The sequence below is a fragment of the Rothia sp. HMSC075F09 genome (assembly GCF_001810515.1).
Taxonomy (GTDB): Bacteria; Actinomycetota; Actinomycetes; order Actinomycetales; family Micrococcaceae; genus Rothia.
Genome location: NZ_KV801791.1, coordinates 6,710 through 7,098, shown reverse-complemented (window position 1 = coordinate 7,098; position 389 = coordinate 6,710). Strand labels below are relative to the sequence as shown.

The window sequence follows — 389 nt, the reverse complement described above, 5'->3', positions numbered from 1 at the left end:
ATGAAAGCCCTTCCAAAAAGGAAGGGAAATGCATGAGAGCGTGGACGCCGTGCGCGCCGAACACCGCCTCAATGAAAGCCCTCCAAAAAGGAAGGGGAAATGCGGACAGGCATCCAAGCTGAAATCGTTTCCCCGTTGCCTCAATGAAAGCCCCTCCCCAAAAAGGAAGGGAAATGTGGGTGGTGTCGGTGGTGAGCATGGAGGTTTGCCGCAGCCTCAATGAAAGCCCTTCCAAAAAGGAAGGGAAATCTGCGTTGGCTCGTGAGGGCATGCTCGGCGAATCTGACCCTCAATGAAAGTCCCTCCGAAAAGGAAGGGAAATCGCCGTTTGCGCCGTGAGCTGGGCTTGACGGCTCAGACCCTCAATGAAAGTCCCTCCGAAAAGGAAG

At 54.8% G+C, this 389-nt stretch carries 1 protein-coding gene; it reads right to left on the bottom strand.

What is annotated here, in order from left to right; translation table 11 throughout:
* The coding region (locus HMPREF2749_RS09330) for a hypothetical protein (protein ID WP_210395330.1) at positions 1 to 199 on the bottom strand (199 nt) is incomplete at its 3' end.
* Positions 200 to 389: the final 190 nt, after the last annotated feature.